The sequence below is a fragment of the Halococcus qingdaonensis genome (genome assembly GCF_024508235.1).
GTDB classification, from domain to species: domain Archaea; phylum Halobacteriota; class Halobacteria; order Halobacteriales; family Halococcaceae; genus Halococcus; species Halococcus qingdaonensis.
In genome coordinates, this window is sequence record NZ_CP101943.1 from 2,235,993 (window position 1) to 2,251,728 (window position 15,736).

Annotated in this window: 15 protein-coding genes; 10 read left to right on the top strand and 5 right to left on the bottom strand. The window is 65.0% G+C overall.

What is annotated here, in order from left to right:
• The first annotated feature begins 215 nt into the window (after positions 1 to 215).
• Positions 216 to 1,223 carry an ornithine cyclodeaminase family protein gene (locus NO363_RS11555; RefSeq protein WP_256685252.1) on the top strand — a complete coding sequence of 336 codons (1,008 nt, stop codon included), beginning with the start codon at positions 216 to 218 and terminating at the stop codon, positions 1,221 to 1,223.
• Positions 1,224 to 1,336: 113 nt separating this feature from the next.
• On the top strand, positions 1,337 to 1,831 hold the full coding sequence (locus NO363_RS11560; RefSeq protein ID WP_256685253.1) for an Lrp/AsnC family transcriptional regulator: 495 nt from the start codon (positions 1,337 to 1,339) through the stop codon (positions 1,829 to 1,831).
• Positions 1,832 to 1,833: 2 nt separating this feature from the next.
• Here NO363_RS11560 and NO363_RS11565 read toward each other — a convergent pair whose 3' ends face one another.
• The gene (locus tag NO363_RS11565; RefSeq protein ID WP_256685255.1) at positions 1,834 to 3,159 is read right to left on the bottom strand and encodes an aminotransferase family protein; all 1,326 of its coding nucleotides are present in this window, start codon (positions 3,157 to 3,159) and stop codon (positions 1,834 to 1,836) included.
• 256 nt (positions 3,160 to 3,415) lie between these two features.
• On the opposite strand from NO363_RS11565, the gene NO363_RS11570 reads away from it, so the two are divergent.
• From NO363_RS11570 to NO363_RS11590, 5 genes are all read left to right on the top strand, one after another.
• On the top strand, positions 3,416 to 3,655 hold the full coding sequence (locus tag NO363_RS11570) for a hypothetical protein (protein WP_256685257.1): 240 nt from the start codon (positions 3,416 to 3,418) through the stop codon (positions 3,653 to 3,655).
• 170 nt (positions 3,656 to 3,825) lie between these two features.
• A complete protein-coding gene (locus NO363_RS11575; RefSeq protein WP_256685260.1) occupies positions 3,826 to 4,245 on the top strand; it encodes a universal stress protein in 420 nt (139 codons plus the stop codon).
• Between the two features lie 87 nt (positions 4,246 to 4,332).
• The gene (locus NO363_RS11580; protein ID WP_256685262.1) at positions 4,333 to 6,264 is read left to right on the top strand and encodes an AMP-dependent synthetase/ligase; all 1,932 of its coding nucleotides are present in this window, start codon (positions 4,333 to 4,335) and stop codon (positions 6,262 to 6,264) included.
• 84 nt (positions 6,265 to 6,348) lie between these two features.
• A complete protein-coding gene (locus NO363_RS11585) occupies positions 6,349 to 8,226 on the top strand; it encodes a cation:proton antiporter domain-containing protein (protein WP_256685264.1) in 1,878 nt (625 codons plus the stop codon).
• Between the two features lie 456 nt (positions 8,227 to 8,682).
• A complete protein-coding gene (locus NO363_RS11590; RefSeq protein ID WP_256685266.1) occupies positions 8,683 to 9,108 on the top strand; it encodes a universal stress protein in 426 nt (141 codons plus the stop codon).
• Between the two features lie 144 nt (positions 9,109 to 9,252).
• Here NO363_RS11590 and NO363_RS11595 read toward each other — a convergent pair whose 3' ends face one another.
• A complete protein-coding gene (locus NO363_RS11595) occupies positions 9,253 to 10,389 on the bottom strand; it encodes a thiolase family protein (RefSeq protein ID WP_256685269.1) in 1,137 nt (378 codons plus the stop codon).
• Between the two features lie 118 nt (positions 10,390 to 10,507).
• Between NO363_RS11595 and NO363_RS11600 the strand changes: the two genes are divergently transcribed.
• Together NO363_RS11600 and NO363_RS11605 are read left to right on the top strand one after the other, a co-directional pair.
• Entirely contained in the window at positions 10,508 to 11,860 is a 1,353-nt protein-coding gene (locus NO363_RS11600; RefSeq protein ID WP_256685271.1) for an ATP-binding protein, read from the top strand.
• Positions 11,861 to 11,862: 2 nt separating this feature from the next.
• On the top strand, positions 11,863 to 12,681 hold the full coding sequence (locus NO363_RS11605; RefSeq protein ID WP_256685274.1) for an MBL fold metallo-hydrolase: 819 nt from the start codon (positions 11,863 to 11,865) through the stop codon (positions 12,679 to 12,681).
• Here the strand turns inward: NO363_RS11605 and NO363_RS11610 are convergent.
• Genes NO363_RS11610 through NO363_RS11620 form a run of 3 tightly spaced genes read right to left on the bottom strand, consistent with a single transcriptional unit; the run spans position 12,669 to position 14,918 of the window.
• On the bottom strand, positions 12,669 to 12,986 hold the full coding sequence (locus tag NO363_RS11610) for a hypothetical protein (protein ID WP_256685275.1): 318 nt from the start codon (positions 12,984 to 12,986) through the stop codon (positions 12,669 to 12,671). The two genes, NO363_RS11605 and NO363_RS11610, sit on opposite strands and share 13 nt — an antisense overlap.
• A 46-nt stretch (positions 12,987 to 13,032) precedes the next feature.
• Positions 13,033 to 13,914 carry an ABC transporter permease gene (locus tag NO363_RS11615; protein ID WP_256685277.1) on the bottom strand — a complete coding sequence of 294 codons (882 nt, stop codon included), beginning with the start codon at positions 13,912 to 13,914 and terminating at the stop codon, positions 13,033 to 13,035.
• A complete protein-coding gene (locus NO363_RS11620; protein WP_256685279.1) occupies positions 13,911 to 14,918 on the bottom strand; it encodes an ABC transporter ATP-binding protein in 1,008 nt (335 codons plus the stop codon). The genes NO363_RS11615 and NO363_RS11620 overlap by 4 nt, the downstream gene beginning before the upstream one ends.
• A gap of 55 nt (positions 14,919 to 14,973) precedes the next feature.
• Here NO363_RS11620 and NO363_RS11625 point away from each other — a divergent pair, with 55 nt between their 5' ends.
• The gene (locus NO363_RS11625; protein ID WP_256685281.1) at positions 14,974 to 15,603 is read left to right on the top strand and encodes a TetR/AcrR family transcriptional regulator; all 630 of its coding nucleotides are present in this window, start codon (positions 14,974 to 14,976) and stop codon (positions 15,601 to 15,603) included.
• Positions 15,604 to 15,736: the final 133 nt, after the last annotated feature.

The following is a 15,736-nucleotide window of genomic DNA, read 5'->3' on the forward strand; positions in this document are numbered from 1 at the left end:
GAACCCTCATGAACGACCGGCCTGCAAGCACGTCGGCCGACGAGCAGCGTCGTCCGGACCGTTCCGGATCGGTGCGGTGGACGATCGTTCCAATTATCGATTCGAAATCGACATCATTGAGCGATACACTCCCCCTATGTAATATTTTATTCAGTATATCGGCAGTGTTACGGTAGAAAAGTTTAAGATACTCGCGCATAGTTGTCGATATGCGCATGAGCACACTCGCATCCGAGGAGGACGTAACCGAGCGGGGAACGCTGATGATCGACCGCGACGAGCTCGACGACTGCGTCGAGATGGCGGGCGTCATCGACGCGATCGAGGACGCTTTCGTCGCCTACGAGGACGGCGACGCGGTGATGCCGCCGAAGACCTACGTCGACCTCCCCGAGGAGAACGGCGACTTCCGGGCGATGCCGGCGTACGTCGACGGTGCGGCCGGCCTCAAGTGGGTCAACGTCCATCCGGACAACCCCACGAAACACGACCTGCCGACGGTGATGGGCGTCGTCATCTACTCCGACCCGGAGACGGCCTACCCGCTGGCGATCATGGACGGAACGAAGCTCACTCGCTACCGCACCGGCGCGGTCGGCGGCGTCGCCAGCCGCCATCTCGCCCCACCCGACACGCGCACGATGGGTCTGGTCGGCGCGGGCGAACAAGCACGCGCACAGTTGGAAGCGATCTCGAGCATCGTCGATCTCGATCGGGTCGTCGTCACCGATCTGGACGAAACGGCGGTCACCGACCTCTGTAAGAAAGAGGCCGATCGCGCCGACGAGGTCGTCAGCGGCAGTCCGGAGGAGGTCGCGAGCTGTGACGTAATCTCGACCACCACGCCCTCGACAGAACCGATCCTGAAGCGCGAGTGGCTCGACGAGGGGACACACATCAACGCGATGGGAGCCGACGCGGAGGGCAAGCAGGAGCTCGACCCGCGGATCATCGAGGACGCAGCCGTCGTCGTCGACGACTGGGAACAGTGCTCTCACAGCGGCGAGATCAACGTCGCCGTCGCCGAGGGCCGTCTCGCCAGAAAGGACGTCCACGCCGATCTGAGCGAGGTCGTCAGCGGAACGCGCGACGCGCCGACCGACGAACTCACTGTCTTCGATTCGACGGGACTAGCGATCCAGGACATCGCGGCCGCGGGCCTGATCTACGAGAGCGCCGAGGAGCAGGGTGCCGGCTACACGTTCGATCTCGTGGGCACGTAACGACCCCACCAGCCTCTCGTCGCCCGGTTCCCGACCGTTTCTTCAGTCGTCGTTCTACACGTAATAGGGAGGATTAAGTGCGCGTGTCGAGTATCTTCCAACCGCATTCAACTATGGACGAACGTGACATCAAGATCCTCTCGGCGATTGCGAACCTCGGCACCGGCAGTCCCGACCGGCTCCACGAGGAGACGGGCATCCCGAAGTCGACGATCTACTACCGACTGAACAACCTCCGCGAGGAGGGTGTCATCAAGAACGACCTCTACGATATCGACTACGAGAAGGTCGGGCTCGGCGTCACCATCATCGCCGAGGTCATCGCCGAGTACGACGAGGGCTACCACGAGCGCGTCGGCGAGAAGCTCTCGAACATCGAGGGCGCGGATCAGGTCTACTTCACGATGGGCGAGACCGACTTCGTCGTCATCGCCCGCCTCGGTAACCAGGGGATGGTCGAGGATCTCATCAGCCAGTTCGAGGGGATCGACGAGGTGATCCGCACTCGATCGATGTTCACTATCTCCACCATCAAAAACGAGCCGCGACTGCTCAAGAACTTCGAGTTCGATACGCTCGAATCGATCGCCGACGCCGAGGACGAGTAGCGCTACTCGAACACCTCCTCGATCGAGTCCTCGAGCGCCGCGACGCCCGTCTCGATGTCGTCCTCGTCGACACAGAACGGTGGCGAGAGCATGATCTGGATCAGCGGCCGGCCACCGCCAACGAGCACACCCTTCTCGCGCGTGCGGGTGAGGACATCTGCGACGGGGTTGTAACCGTCCTCGACGCGCGGATCGAACACTGGTTCACCGGTTTCGGGATCGGCGAACTCGACCGCCCAGTGGAAGCCGCGCCCGCGGACGTCACAGACGATGTCGTGATCTTCGAGATCCCTGACCCGCTCTTCGAGCGCTGGCGAGAGTTCCTGGACGTTGTCGATCAGGTGATCGTCGTACTCCTCCAGGGCAGCGCTGCCGGCGGCACACGCGACCGGGTTGCCGGCGAACGTCTGGCCGATGTCCATCGCGTCCTCGCGGAGCGCCGTGCCGAGTTCCGAGCGCATCAGCACGCCAGCGAGCGGCGCGTAGGCGCTCGTCACGCCCTTGGCGAACGTGATCATGTCCGGTTCCAGATCCTCGGTCTGGCTGCCGAACCACTCGCCGCAGCGGCCGAAGCCGGTGATGACCTCGTCGGCGATCAGCAGGATGTCGTACTCGTCACAGAGCTCGCGCACGCCCTCGAAGTAGCCCGGTGGCGCGGTGAACGCCCCGCTCGACCCACCGACGATCTCGGTGACCAGCGCCGCGATCGAGTCCGGTCCCTGGTTGCGGATGACGTATTCGAGGTGGTCGAGCGATCGCTCGGTGAGCTCCTCGGGCGAGTCGGCGTCGAAGGCGGCGTCGGCACCCCCAAAGGGTGGGAGGAACTTCACGTTGCCCGTGGTCGCGGCGTGCGATTCGACCGGCAGCCGGATCGCGGGATCGCCCGTGATGCCCGCGGTCGCGTACGTACCGCCGTGGTAGGAGCGCCAGCGGGTCAACACCGTCGAGGAATCCTGGAACTCGCGGGCGATCTGGATCGCCGCCTCGTTCGCCTCGCTGCCCGAAATCGAGAAGAACACGTCCGTGAGCGGCTGTGGCGCGACCTCGGTCAGCGTGTCGGCGAGCTGACTGCGCGCGTCGTTGTCCTTCGCCGAGGAGACGTACTGCACTCGATCGAGCTGCTCGGCCATCGCGTCGGTGATGGCGTCGTTGCTGTGGCCCGCGTTCACGCAGTACAGCTGGGAGGTGAAGTCCAGGTACTCCTCGTCATCGTCGGTGCGCACGTACGCACCGTCACCCTCGGTGATCGTCATCGGTTCCTCGTCCATGTGCCCGAAGTGAGCGAGCACGCCGCGTTCTCCCGTCCTGATCTGTTCGCGTTGCGCCATACCCACACGTTCGACCGCGAACCATTTATAGATACTGGTTAATTTGTAGTCTGAAGTAGCTATTCGTAAAAGAGTGGGTGAAATAGCCAATAGTATTGGGTATAGATGTATAGAAAAGCAATCTCTGTGAAGAGGGGGGACTGATTTTGCCGAGGATATCTCAATCAATTTCGCGCTCAAAGCTGTATTCTGCTACTAGTTCAACTGTATAATCAGTAACTTTCATTAACTTCCTGCATATACGGTGGGTGTGGACATGAAACAGACACCACGACAATCGAGCAACGAGACGACCGACGCAACGAACTACGACCGCGACAGCGAAGCGATCGAGCCGCTCGTGCCAGTCATGCCGCCCGACAAGGGCGATCCGGGGCGCGAACGGCAGCGGGACGGCACGGACGGAAGCATGATGCTCGATCGCTCGCAGCTGGGCCACACTACCGAGTACACGTGGGACATCGAGATGGTCGAACCGGGTGTGCCGCGACTGTGAGAGGACGGCCGGGGTAAGATCGGCCCTTCCCCTTCCTCGCTGTCCGTCCTCCCAGAGAGAACATGACTGACAGTCGATTGGGTCATCGAATAGCATTTACGCAGGATTCGATCGCCACGTTCCACGAGCGGCGAAATCTATAACCATCCCGGCAAACAACGGGCGTGACAATGATCGTCGCCGCAGTGGGTGAATCCGATCGGAGTGAACAGGTCGTCGCCGAGGCGGACGCGCTCGCGGACGCCTTCGACGAGGAGACCCACGTCGTCCACGTTCTTAGCCCGATGGAGGCACGGAAGATCGAACAGGACGCCACCGAGAGCAGTACGATGGAGTTCGACGACGAACCCGACGACGGCGAGGAGGCCGCACGGGAGATCGCCGCGGCGGCGACGGTCGGTAGCGACGCGACGCCCGTCGGGCTCGTCGGCAAGGCCAGCGAGCAGATCATCGGATACGCGGACGAGCACGACGCCCGCTACATCGTCGTGGGCAAGCGCAAACGCTCGCCGACAGGCAAGGCGGTCTTCGGCAGCGTGACGCAGTCGGTACTGCTGAACGCCGACCAACCCGTGTTGAGCGTCATGTGAATTCTCGGGAACCGTGTCGCAGATAGTGTAATTTCGTTTCCAAATCCAATGGCCGATGTTTATTACCGAGCCAGCCGGTGGGAGGGTATGGACTGGCAGGAAGCCGAGGCGGAGTTCGAAAGCGAGGTGCTCGGCGAGCGAACGCTGTCGCGGATGTTCGAGCGCAGCGCCACGCGCCACGACGAACACGTCGCCCAGCAGTACAAGGGCGGCGTCTACGACCGCTCGCTGGCCGGTCCGATCGTGTCGCAGGCACCCGACGGCGAGTTCGCAAACCTGAGCTACCGGCAGATGCACCGGATCGTCAAGCGGCTCGCGGCGGGCTTTCGCAGCCTCGGCATCGAGGCCGGCGACAGGGTGGGACTGTTCGCGAACACGCGCATGGAGTGGGCCCAGACCGATTTCGCCGTGCTCGCCGCCGGCGGGATCGTGACGACCGTCTACACGAGTTCTTCGCCCGATCAGGTCGAATATCTCCTCGACGACCCCGGAGCCACCGGAGTGGTCGTTGAAAACCAGGAGCTGCTCGAACGCGTGCTCGCCGTCGAGGACGAACTCGATCTCGACTTCGTCGTCTCGATGGACAGTATCGAGGGGTACGGCGACCGCGAGGACGTGCTCACGCTCGCACAGGTCCACGAACGCGGCGTCGGCTCGTTCGAGCAGAGCGACTACGAGGGCTGGCTCGACGCGCGCGATCCCGACGATCTCGCCAGCCTCGTCTACACCTCCGGAACGACCGGCCAGCCGAAGGGCGTCAGGCTCACTCACCGCAACTTCAAGGCGAACGTCGATCAGGTCTACCGCCGGTTCGGGCCGCGCGAGGACAAGGGCGATCTCCCGACGATCGATCCGGACGTGAGTACGCTCTCCTTTCTCCCGCTCGCGCACGTCTTCGAGCGGCTGGCGGGTCACTTCCTGATGTTCGCCGCGGGCGCGAGCGTCGCCTACGCCGAGAGCCCCGACACGCTCCAAGAGGACTTCCCGCTCGTCACCCCCTCGACGGGGACGAGCGTCCCCCGGGTGTACGAGAAGCTGTACGACTCGATTCGCGACCAGGCCAGCGAATCCCCGCTGCGCGAGCGAATCTTCGAGTGGGCCGTCGATATCGGCCGAGAGTATCAAGAGCGTAAGTCGCCCGGGCTCTCGCTGCGCGCGAAACGCGCGCTCGCCGATCGGCTAGTCTTCGAGCAGGTCCGTGAGGGCGTCGGCGGCAACATCGAGTTCTTCATCAGCGGCGGCGGCAGCCTCTCGCCCGAACTGGGTCGACTGTTCGACGGGATGGGGCTGCCGATCCTGGAGGGGTATGGCCTCACCGAGACCGCACCCGTCGTGGCGGTCAACCCGCCCGAAGCACCCGAGATCGGCACCATCGGCCCGCCCGTCGTCGACGAAGAGATCAAAGTGGATGCAAGCGTGGTGCCCGACGACCTCGACGCCGACGGCGAGGTCGGCGAACTGCTCGTGCGCGGGCCGAACGTGACTGATGGGTACTGGGAGAACACCGAGGCGACCGAGGACAGTTTCGACGGGGAGTGGTTCCGCACCGGCGATGTCGTGGAGCGCCGCCCCGATGGCTACATCGCCTTCCGCGAGCGCTCGAAGCAGCTGCTGGTGCTCTCGACGGGGAAAAACGTCGCGCCCGGGCCGATCGAGGACGCCTTCGCCCAGCGCCAACTCGTCGAGCAGTGTATGGTGCTCGGCGACGGCGAGAAGTTCGTGAGCGGGCTCGTCGTCCCAAACGAGGAACGGGTGCGAAAATGGGCCGAAGAAGAGGGCATCGACCTGCCCGACGGTTCGAGCGCACTCTGTCAGAACGAACACGTCCAGGCACGCATCGGCGAGGTGGTCGAAACGGTCAACGAGAACTTCGAGTCCCACGAGCGTATCAAGAAGTTCGCGCTCGTGCCCGAGGAGTTCACCGAGGACAACGATCTCCTGACACCGACGATGAAGAAGAAACGACGCAACATCGAGGAGCGCTACGACGAGGCGATCGACGCGCTGTATGCCGACTGAGACCGCAACGCCACGCATCGCTCCGCGAAGTGAACGCGCTTATATGGTCTGGTTTCTTACCGGTTCGCATATGGAGGGTCAGGAGTGGCAACTGGCGGGGCAGAGCTGATAGCGCTCGTTGCGGGCATCATGGCGCTCGGGGTCGCCTCGCAGATGCTCGGCGATCGCTTTCGCGTACCGAGCATCATCTTCCTGTTGACGACGGGGCTGGTGCTCGGTCCGTTGTCGGGGCTGGTGCTCCCATCGCGGATCATCAGCGCCGACACGTTCGGCGGCGCGCTCCCGGCCATCGTCGGGCTCGCGGTCGCGATCATCGTCTTCGAGGGGGCCTTCCACCTCCGCATCGAGGACCTCAGACAGACCTCCTCGGCGACGATACGACTCACCACGCTCGGGGCGGCCATCTCGCTGCTCGGGACGGCCATCGTCGTCCACTACGCGCTCACCGCCCCGTGGGATATCTCCCTTCTCGTCGGCGCGCTGCTGGTCGCGACCGGGCCGACGGTCATCGCGCCGATCCTCGACGTCGTCCCGGTGCGCGATCGCGTGGCGACCACCCTCGAAACCGAGGGGATCGTCAACGACGTGACGGCAGCGATCCTCGCGGTCGTCGTCTTCGAGGTCGTCTTCGAGGCCTCAGAAGGGATCGCGGCCATCCTCGTCGTCTTCGCGATCAAGCTCGGCGTCGGCATCGGCGTCGGCACGGCCGTCGCTGGCGTGCTCTGGTATCTCATCCGCTACGTCGATCTCTCGCCGGGCAACGCACCCCGCAACGCTCGCCTGCTCGTGCTCGCCGGTGCACTGGTGGCCTACGGGCTGGCGAACGTCTGGACCTCGGAGGCGGGGATCGCCGCGGTCGCCACCGCCGGCCTCATCGTCGGCAATCTCGACATCCCCTACGAGGACAAGATCACCGATTTCAAGGGCGATATCACGCTCATGGTGCTCTCGTTCGTGTTCATCGCACTCGCCGCGCTGCTCAACTTCGACGATCTCCCCTTCGGGCTGGGCGGGCTGGCGGTCGTGGTCGTCGTGATGGTCGTGCTCCGACCGCTCGTCGTCTTTCTCTCGACATCGGGCGGTCGGTTCACCCGCGAGGAACGGCTGTTCATGAGCGCCATCGGCCCCCGGGGCATCATTCCCGCCTCCGTGGCGACGCTGTTCGCGGTGCGCCTCCAGGCCGAGGGGATGAGCGCGGCCGCCGAAACGCTCGTCGGCACCGTCTTCCTGGTCATTTTCGCCACCGTACTGGTCGAGGGCGGTTTGGCCAGATACATTGCCGAGTATCTCGACGTGCTTCCCATGCGCGCCATCATCGTCGGCGGGGGGAAGGTCGGGCGGGATCTCGCCACACGCCTCGAAGCCCGCGGCGAGAACGTCGTCATCGTCGAACACGACGAGGAGAACGTCGAGACCGCCCGGTCGGAGGGGTTCTCGGTCCACATCGGCGACGGTGCCCACCGCGACGTCCTGCAGTCGGCGGGCGCGGAGAACGCCTCGACGATCGTCGCGACCACCGGCGACGACGACTCGAACCTGCTGGTCGCCCAGCTCGCGGCCACGGCGTTCGACACCGAGCAGGTGATCGCCCGCGTCAACCAGCCGGAAAACGACGACGCCTTCGCCGAACTCGACGTCGAAACGATCTCCGCACCGATCGCCACCTCGTGGGCCATCGACAACCGCATCGAACGGCCCGCGCTCTGGAACTGGATGACCGAACTCGGTCGCTCGGGCGACGTCCAGGAGTTCGAAGTCACCGCCGCCGACGTCGCCGGCGAAACGATCGCCGAGCTCGCGAGCGCCATCCCCGAGGGCTGTCTCATCGCACTCGTCAGCCGCGACGGCGAAAACATGGTCCCCGACGGCGATTTCGAACTCCAGCAGGGCGACCGCATCACGCTCGTCGGCCTCAACGAACCCGTCCAGAACGCTCTCGAACGGTTCCACCCCTCGGACTAACCACGACCAACGACCTTTTGCTACGCTCAGTCGCTCCCGTTGGTCGCTTCTTCACTCGCAAAATGTCGATCAAAAGCCTTCGTCACCCCCTCGCGGTGCTCGGGGGTTCCGCGGCCCGCTCGCTCACTACGTTCGCTCGCGGTACGATCGGTGCGCCCTCCGCAACCGCACAGCACCACAGAAGCCCTCGCGCTCCCTGCGTTCCCGTGAGTCACAGGCGAACGGGTGCTCGGAGCGCGCGAAGCGTGCTCCGGCGGTCGCGCTCGCCCTTCATCCACCAGGCCCGCCACCGCACCGCAGCCGCCATGGCCGTCACACCTGCGCAGCCGCGAGCAGCCGCAACCACGAACCGCACGTGCGCCGGGGTTCGTCCCCGCGCCGACCCCAGGCTTTTGAGCCACCGCGCCGTCGCTCGCCTGTGAACCGATCGCAGGACGCTATCGGCGGTGATGGCTCGTGAGCGAGGCCAGGGATCCCTTCGAGATCGCGGTACTGCCGGTTGCGAGCCCCGAAGACGCACGCACAACCTGTGCCGGCGCAGCGGCGCACCTCCGTCGAACGGGCGGCCGAGCGGTCGTCGTCCACGTCATCGAAGGCACACCGCCGACGGACGACGGCCATCCGGAACACGCCGATGAGACGTTCGCGGCCGCCCGCGAGGCGTTCGATGCCGCCGATATCGACGTCGAGACGCGTCTAGAATACGGCGAGGAGATCCCCGAAACCGTGTTCGCCGTCGCCGACGAGAGCGACGCGAGCGCCATCGCGTTCACCCCGCGCGCCGGCGGCCGCTGGCTCAAGCTCCTCTCGGGCGATCTGACGAACGCGCTCGTCACCGAGAGCGATCGTCCGGTCGTGGTGCTCCCCGACAGACACGAATAACGCTGAAAAAGCTGTCGCGACCCGTCAGCGCGAAAATTCGATGGCTGCGCCCTGCCGCGACGACCTTTTGCTGCGCTTGATCGTTCGCCAGCGCTCGCTCCCTCGCTTGCAAAATCTCGGCCAAAAATCCGCCGTCGGCCCCGCTCAGCGCGAGAATTCGATGGCCGCGCCCTGCCCGAAGCCGACACACTCGGTGGCAAGTCCGCGGTCGACATCGCGCTTGTGCATCTCGTGGATCAGCGTCACCGGCAGACGCGCGCCGCTCGCACCGAGCGGATGGCCGATGGCGATCGCACCGCCGTTGACGTTGAATATCTCGTCGTCGATACCGAGCTCACGCTGGCAGTAGAGCGTCTGTGAGGCGAACGCCTCGTTCAACTCCACGAGCCCGTAGTCGTCGATCTCCCGCCCCGTGCGTTCGAGCAGCCCCTCGGTGGCGGGTATCGGGCCGACACCCATGACCTCCGGCTCGACGCCCGCGACGTTGTTGCTCCCGACTTCCGCGAGCACGTCGAGACCGTGATCCTCGGCGAACTCGCGGCTCGTGATGAGGGTGGCCGAAGCGCCGTCCGAGACCTGTGAGGCGTTGCCCGGGGTGACGGTCCCGTCGGATTTGAACACCGTCGGGAGCTCCGCGAGCTTCTCGGCGGTCGTGCCCGGCCGGAGCCCCTCGTCGGTGTCGATCGTCTCCTCGCCGTTGTCGATCGGGACGATCTCGTCGTCGAACCGGCCCTCCTCGGTGGCCTCGACGGCGCGCTGCTGCGAGCGAGCGGCGTACTCGTCCTGTTCCTCGCGACTGACGTCGTAGCGCTCGGCGACCTCCTCGGCGGTCATCCCCATCTGGAGCTCGGCGACGTTGTGCTCCTCGTTGAGGCGTGGATGGGCGTTCTGCGTGTTCTGTCCCATCTTCACCCGGCTCATACTCTCGACGCCGCCGGCGATGATCGCGTCGCGCTGGCCGGCACGGATCGCGTCGGAGGCCGAGATGATCGACTGTGCCGAGGAGGCACACCAGCGGTTGATCGTGGTCGCCGGGACCGATTCACCGAGATCCGACAGCAGCGAGATCACGCGCGCGACGTTGTTGCCCTGCTCGCCGCGCTGCTGGGCACAGCCCCACATCAGATCGTCGATGTCGTCGCCCCCGAGACCTGTTTCGGCGAGGATCTCGTTGATCAGCGGGATCGAAAGGTCCTCGCTGCGGACGTCGGCGAAGACGCCGTCTTCCTTTCCCTGCGGGCTTCGGTATGCTGCCGCGACGACCGGTGTGCTATCGACCATGCGCGTCGTCGGATCCGTGTCGTGTTAAACCCACGCAAACTCCGAGATCTTTCATTGAGGTTTTCTGACCGGTGCGGTTCGACGGTCTTATTCGTCCGGATGGCCTACAGAGGCGGGAATGAGCAGCCCGGAACTGGACGTCGTCGAATTTCTGCTCACGACACACGTCTACAACGATGATCGTGAGCGTGACGCCGACGACCTGCCGCCACGCTACCGCCGCGCGTTCTGGTCGGACGAGGGGATCGAGCGCCCGCTGGCCGCGACCGAGGCGACCGCCGAGACCGCCACGGAGGTGGCCGACCCGTGGAGCGCCATCTCGGGGCTGATGTTCACCGATCGCGACGAGTTCTCGGGATCGCTGTCGCTGACCGAACGCGCGATGGCCGAGGAATGGTACGCTGAACGCGCCGACGCCGACCGAATCGAGGCGAACCCGACGCTCGCGGCCGCCCTCGACGAGGCCGACTACGAGCGCGCCCGCGAGGCCAACCGCCCCGTTCGTGCCGACCGCGTCTGGATCGACAGCCTCCTGGAGGAGTACTTCGACAACGAGGAGGACGAGGAGATGCTCGATCTCGTCGACGTCCGCGCGCCCGAGGAGGTCGAAATGACGCTCAACGATCTCGTGCTGACCAGCGATCAGAAAGGCGAGATCGAGAAGATCATGAAGGCCATCGAGCACCGCGAGTATCTCGCCACCATCGGCCTGCGCGAGATCGGCAAGCTCCTCTACGTCGGCCCGCCCGGGACGGGCAAGACGACCACGGCACGAGCGCTCGCCCACGAACTCGATCTCCCCTTCGTCGAGGTCAAACTCTCGATGGTCACGAGCCAGTATCTCGGCGAGACGGCGAAGAACGTCGAGAAGACCTTCGAGGTCGCCAAACGGCTCTCGCCGTGTATCCTCTTCATCGACGAGTTCGATTTCGTCGCCAAGACCAGAAATTCGGACGAGCACGTCGCGCTGAAGCGTGCGGTGAACACGCTGCTCAAGAGCATCGACGAGATCAGCCTGATCAACGACGAAGTGCTCCTGATCGGCGCGACCAACCATCCCGACCAGCTCGACGCGGCCGCCTGGCGGCGTTTCGACGAGATCGTCAACTTCCCGAAGCCCGACTCGCTGATGCGCGCGGACATCCTCCGGATCGTCACCCGGGAGATGGAGATCGAGGAGTTCGATCCCGAGGCGCTGGCCGCCGACACCGAAGGGCTGACCGGCAGCGACCTCAGACTCGTGCTCCGCGAGGCCGTCCTGGATGCACTGACCGAGGAGCGCACCACGCTGACACAGGCCGACCTCGAGGCCGCAGTGCGCGACTTCGAGGAGCGCGACAGCCTGAAGGACCTCGACATGATCGAGGGTGACCACGACGCCCTGGTGGCCGGCGGCGACATCAGCGCCGATGGCGGATCCGACGAGCACGATCACGACCACGGTGCCGACGGTCACGCTCACGACCACTGATCGTGGAGGTCACGCTCCTGGGCACCGGCGACACGACCGGCACACCGACCGTCGGCTGTGACTGCGACACCTGCACCGCCGCCCGCGAGAACGGCGTCGGACGGAGCCGGTTCTCGGTCCACGTCCGCAACGAACGGACCGACGAGTCGCTGCTCGTCGATGCGAGCCCCGACTTCCGACAGCAGTTCCTCGACAACGACGTGGCGCTTCCGGATGCGGCGCTCGTCACGCACATCCACTTCGACCATCTCGACGGACTCGGCAACGCCTTCCGACTCTTCTCCGACCTCCCGGTCCACGCGGCGAACGAGATCGACCCGAAGACCGGCGAGAGCGTCGCCGACACGGTACGGGGGAAGTACGACTACCTCGACGCGCTCTCGGTCCAGGGGCAGCGTCCGTTGGAGTCGTTTTCGACCTGTGGCTTCGACGTGACGTTCGTCCCGGTCTCGCATCCGCCGCTCGTGTGTTACGGCGTCGTCCTCGAAGACGACGACGCGAAGCTCGCGATCACTGGCGACACGAGCTACGGGATCAAGGACGAATCGCGCGCCCGGTTGGCCGACGCGGACCTCCTGCTCGCCGACGCCATCGCGCCGGCGGCGTTCTGCGAGCATCACCCGCTCGGCGGCGATCACCACGACGTCGACGGAACGCCGCGAACGTTCGGCACGAAACACATGACCCGTGAGGGGGCGCTCTCGCTGGCCGACGAACTCGATGCCACCGAGACACGGTTGGTCCACGTCTCGCATTTCTTCCCCGCCGACGAGGCGTTCGCGGAGCCGCTCGCGGTCGACGGCGAGCGCTACGTGCTGTAAACCTGGTGATACTGATAGCCACGGACGAACGCCACGGCGGCCATCGCGGTGAGCAAGAGCCCGAGTAGCGGGTCGCGTACGCCGTAGGTGATCGCGAGAAGTACGGCGACGACACCGACCGCGAGCAGGACCGGCGCGACGGCGGGTTCGCCGCGGCGCAGGACGACGAGCGCGCCGAGACCGACCACGCCACAGAAGACGACGAAGCCGGGACCGAGACCCAGCACAAGCCCAGCGCCGGCTCCGAGGACGCCGACGGCGGCCAGCGCCACGAAAGTGGTGCGAAAGCGATCGGTCCAGTCCATATCCAGAACGAGAGCCGGAATGGGGTAGCCGTTTCGCGTTCGGTCGCTACTGTGCCGATGAACTCGACGCGCGATTGAGATAGCGTACCGCGATCGCGCCGAGAGCGATATCGAGCGCGATCAGGACGGCGAACGAGGGGATCAGGGTGTTCCAGACGCCGCCGAACGCCGTCACGTCGATCACGGTCTGGACGTCGCGGCCGAGCATCAGCGCGCGGGCGGCGTCGACGCCGTAGGTGATGGGATTGAACGTGGCGACGGTCTGCACCCAGCTCGGGAGGATATCGACCGGGAGGAAGGCGCTGGAGACGAACAGCAGCGGGAACTGGAGCAGGTTCGCGCCGATGATGGTCGACTCCTGGTCGCGGGTGACGAGCGCGACGATGTTCGAGAAGGCGGTGAACCAGATCGCGAAGACGATGGCGACGAGGACGATCCCGAGCGCGCCGACGATCCCGGTCTCGATGTAGGTGCCGACCGCCCCGCCCGTGTCGAACCAGAGCAGGACGTAGCCGAGCCCGAGGATGATGAACGTCTGGACGACGATCCGGACGACCTCGGAGAGCGACTTGCCGAGGAACATCGCGGCGCGGTTGATCGGCGAGACGAGCACCTTCTCGAACATGCCGTTCTCCATGTCGTCGACGAGACCGATCCCGGAACCGGCGGCCGCGACGAGCGCCGACTGGACGATGATCGCGGGCGTGAGGTAGGTCACGTAGGAGATGTCCGGCCCGAGCGCCTGGCTGAGCGCGCCGCCGACGGCCCCGCCGAAGATCTCGGTGAACAGTACCAGAAAGATGACCGGCTGGACCAGCGAGCCGACGACGACGAACGGGTTGCGGGTCGTCTTGATCAACCAGCGCTTCAGGTTGATCCAGACGTCGGCGAGGAACCCGTTGCTGTTGCCCGCCTCGACGGTGCTCATCGGGCAGCCTCCGGCGCGGCCGATTCCCGAGTTCCCTCAGCCGGTTCGTCGTTCTCCTCGGCCGGCTCGCCGGTGATGGCGAGGAACACGTCGTCGAGAGTGGGCGAGCGTACGTCGAAGCCCGTGACGGTGAAGTCGGCATCGCGCAGCGCGACCAGCAGATCGGTGCCGCGGCTCCGGGCGTGCTCGGAGGCAACGCTGATGCCGTCGTCGGTGGTCTCGACCGTTCCGTCGGCGAACAGCCCCGACTCGCGGGCGACCTCCTCGGCACGTGCCCGCCGCTCCTCGCTCGCGTCGTCGATCGTGATGTCGAGCACGTCGCCGCCGACCTCGGATTTCAGCGTATCGGGCGCGTCCGTGGCGACGATCTGCCCGTCCTGGATCACCGAGAGCCGGTCGCAGAGTTCGTCGGCCTCTTCCAGGTACTGCGTCGTGAGGAAAACAGTCGTCCCCTGCTCGTTGATCTCGCGGAAATACTCCCAGAGGCGGATCCTGGCTTTGGGGTCGAGCCCCGTGGTGGGTTCGTCGAGGAAGACCAGCGGGGGTTCGTGGACGAGCGCGGTCGCCACGTCGAGGCGCTTTTTCATCCCGCCGGAGAACTCCGTCGCCTCCTTGTCGGCGACGTCGGCGAGATCGACGAGATCGAGCAGTTCGTCGATTCGATCCGCGCGTTCGCCCCGGGGCACGCCGTAGGCCTCGCAGGCGAACTTGATGTTCTCGCGGGCGGTGAGTTCCTCGTCGACGCTGGTTTCCTGGGCCATGTAGCCGATCGTCTCGCGGACGGACTGTGCGTCCTCGATGACATCGAACCCGTTGACCGTCACCGTGCCGGCGGTCGGATAGAGCAGTGTCGTGAAGGTCTTGATCGCGGTCGTCTTGCCCGCGCCGTTCGGCCCGAGGAAGCCGAAGAACTCGCCCTCAGGGATCGCGAGGTCGATGCCACGCACCGCCTCGGTTCCGTCCGAATAGGTGAGCTCGACACCCGTGGCTTCGATGGCATTCATTGTCTCTCAATGAGGATGCGAGCGTATATAGCTGTTGAATGAGTATTCACTCAACATGGAGTCGGAACCCTTCGGCGAGGATCCGAACGGGACCCGCGAGGCGATCATGCGCGCGACCTACCGCGCGCTGTGCGAGCACGGCTACGCGGCCCTGACGATCGCCGACATCGGCGCGGAGTTCGACAAGAGCGTCTCGCTCGTCTATCACCACTACGAGGGCAAGGACGACCTGCTGGTGGATTTTCTGGGCTACATGCTCGATCGGTTCAGAACCGAGGTCACCATCGAGAACAGCGAGGATCCCCATGAACAGCTCCGCGCGGCGCTCGCGGGCGTCCGTACCGGCCCGCTCGCCGCCGACCGCCGCGAGTTCACGAGCGCCCTCACCGAACTGCGAGCACAGGCCGCCCACGACCCGGCCTTTCGCGAGCAGATCGAAAAGACGGACGCGTTCTTCCACGAGCGCATCGCCGACATCGTGCGCACCGGGATCGAACAGGGCGTCTTCCGCGACGTCGATCCCGACCGTGTGGCGACGATGATGGTGACGGCAGTCAACGGCGCGATGCTCACCCATGTGACGACCGACGCGCCGGTGACGCCCGCGATCGACGAACTCGACGCGTATATCGACTCACGACTGGTCGTCAAAGATGGTGGTGGAGACGTCGAAAGCGATTCTTAGCCGGTGTACTGGCGGTAGCTAAAATTTTTGATAGCTATTTACGGTTGCTATCTAAGACATCAGACGCCCATCATCTCCTACATATTCACTTACACCGTGGTAGGCTATGGCTTATTACATCCCGTGAAGACCA